General features: G+C 68.1%; 2 protein-coding genes. Both read left to right on the top strand.

The features are described 5' to 3' along the window. Window positions 1-205: twin-arginine translocase subunit TatC (locus RMO30_RS00560; protein ID WP_309708085.1), on the top strand; the 205-nt coding region annotated here is incomplete at its 5' end. Then, complete coding sequence (locus RMO30_RS00555) at window positions 202-2,739, top strand: DEAD/DEAH box helicase (protein WP_309708082.1); 2,538 nt, start codon at window positions 202-204, stop codon at window positions 2,737-2,739. The genes RMO30_RS00560 and RMO30_RS00555, both read left to right, overlap by 4 nt. Window positions 2,740-2,821: the final 82 nt, after the last annotated feature.

Raw genomic sequence — 2,821 nt, 5'->3', positions numbered from 1 at the left:
CAGCGGAATGACCATCCTCAAGGGCTGGCGGTGGGCGATCGTGATCATCACGATCTTCACCGCGGCAGCGACACCTGCCGCCGACGTGATTTCGATGGTGCTGCTCGCGATCCCGCTGATCATCCTGTACTTCATCGCGGTCGGGATCGCGGTCTGGCACGATCGCGTCGCGGCGAAACGTCTCGCGGCGGACGTGACGGCGTGACAACCGCGCCGGAGCCCAGCGCGTCGGAGCCCAGCCCCGCCGAGCGGTTCGCTGCCGCGCGGGCGCGTACGGGTACGCCGCGCCTCCAGACCTTCCGTGAACACCTCGCATTCGATCTCGACCCGTTCCAGATGGAGGCCTGTCAGTCGCTCGAGGCCGGCCGGAGCGTGCTCGTCGCCGCCCCCACGGGAGCCGGCAAGACGATCGTCGCCGAGTTCGCGGTGCATCTCGCGCTTGCCCAGCCCCGGGCAAAGGTGTTCTACACGACCCCGATGAAGGCACTCAGCAACCAGAAGTTCGCCGAGCTGACCGCCGAGCACGGGTCGAGCAACGTCGGCTTGCTGACCGGCGACAGCAACATCAACTCGAGCGCCCGGGTCGTCGTGATGACCACCGAGGTGCTGCGGAACATGCTCTACGCCGACAGCCCGTTGCTGCGCGATCTGGCCTTCGTGGTGATGGACGAAGTGCACTACCTCGCCGACCGGTTCCGGGGTGCTGTCTGGGAAGAGGTCATCATTCACCTTCCCCAGCACGTGCGGATGGTGTCGCTGTCGGCGACGGTGTCCAATGCCGAGGAGTTCGGGGACTGGCTCCAGGCGGTGCGGGGCGACACCGACGTCGTCGTCTCGGAAGAGCGCCCGGTGCCCCTCGAGCAACACGTGCTCGTTCGGCAGAAGCTGCTGGACCTGTTCGAGACGTCGACCCTGGTTCGCGGCGACGGCACCGACGGCACGCGCGTGAACCCCGAATTGACCCGGCTCACGGGTGCATCCGACCGCGCTGCGAACAACTACCGCCATCCCAACATCGGGCGCCCGCGAAAAGGCCAGAAGCGGGATGCCGACCGCACGGTGTCACGCGGCGCCCCGAGCGGTGATCGCATGTTCGGCGATCGGATGTCTCGGGCCGACATCGTGCGACTGTTGCGGTCGCGCAACCTGCTGCCGGCGATCTTTTTTGTGTTCAGTCGCGTCGGCTGCGACGCCGCAGTCGAGCAGGTGGCTCGCAGCGACATTCGACTGACGGAAGCCTGGGAGCGCGACGAAATCCGGTCAATCGTCGAGGAGCGCTGCCGCCCGATCCCCGACAGCGACCTCGCCGTACTCGGCTACTGGGGCTGGCTCGACGGCCTCGAGCGCGGTCTCGCCGCGCACCACGCCGGGATGCTGCCGATCTTCAAGGAGATCGTCGAAGAGCTGTTCCAGCGCAAACTCGTGAAGGCCGTGTTCGCGACCGAGACGCTCGCGCTCGGCGTGAACATGCCCGCACGCACGGTCGTGATCGAGAAGCTCGAGAAGTTCAACGGCGAAGCCCGCGTACCGATCACGCCGGGGGAGTACACCCAGCTGACCGGCCGCGCCGGGCGCCGCGGCATCGACGTCGAGGGGCACGCCGTCATCCAATGGTCGGGGGGTGTCGACCCGCGCGCCGTCGCATCGCTCGCGTCGCGACGGTCATACCCCCTGCACTCGTCGTTCCGGCCGACCTACAACATGGCCGTGAACCTGATTCAGCAGTTCGGGCGCACCCGCACGCGCGAGATCCTCGAGCAGTCGTTCGCGCAGTTCCAAGCCGACCGCGCGGTCGTCGATCTCGCGCGCCGGGTGCGCAAGCAGGAGGAGTCGCTCGGCGGGTACGAGGAAGCGATGACCTGCCACCTGGGCGACTTCCGCGAATACTCGACGCTGCGTCGCGAGCTGAGCGACCTCGAGCGCAAGAACGCCCGCGCGGAAGGTCGGGGTCCGGGCGAGCACGAGAGTCGTGGCGAACGCGAGAAGCGTCAGCGGCAGATCTCCGACCTGCGCAAACGCATGAAACAACATCCCTGTCACGCCTGCGCCGAACGGGAGGCGCACGCGCGCTGGGCCGAGCGGTGGTGGCGGCTCAAGCGGGAGACCGATCAGTTGCGGGCGCAGATCTCGGGCCGCACCGGTGCCGTGGCGCAAGTCTTCGATCGCGTCACCGACGTGCTGGCCGAACTCGGCTACGTCACGGCGTCGGCTGAACGCGGAGACGGAGAGCTTGAGGTCACCGGCCCCGGCCGCGTGCTCATGCGCATCTACGGCGAACGCGACCTGCTCGTGTCGGAGTGTCTGCGGCGTGGAGTGTGGGACGACCTCGACGCCCCCGGACTCGCGGCGCTCGCGAGCAGCCTGGTGTACGAACCGCGCCGCGAGGGGGAGACGGGGGAGCGCAACCTTCCTCGCGGCGCCTTCCGTGCGGCGCTGGAGGCGACCGAAGGCGTCTGGGAGGAACTGCAAGCCCTCGAGATCTCCCACCGATTGCCCGAAGGCACCGCGCCCTCGCCCGGCATCGCACTCGCGACCCAGAAGTGGGCGCAGGGTGCGTCCCTCGACGTCGTGCTCCGGGATGCCGAGCTCGCCGCCGGCGACTTCGTGCGGTGGATGAAGCAGGCCGTCGATCTGCTCGACCAATTGTCGATCGTGGCGGATGGGCCGCTCGGGCGCCGCGCACGTACGGCGATCGACGGCATCCGTCGAGGGATCGTCGCCTACTCTGGGGTCTCGTGACCACGACCATTCCGCGGGTTGAGGAGCGCCCGCCATCGGCGGTCGCGTCTCGAAACCCAACCGTCTCGAATGTAGGTTTCGA

It is taken from the genome of Pseudolysinimonas sp. (assembly GCF_031389465.1).
Classification (GTDB): domain Bacteria; phylum Actinomycetota; class Actinomycetes; order Actinomycetales; family Microbacteriaceae; genus Pseudolysinimonas_A.
Note: the sequence above shows the minus strand (reverse complement) of the source record. Positions and strands in the feature narration are given on the sequence as shown.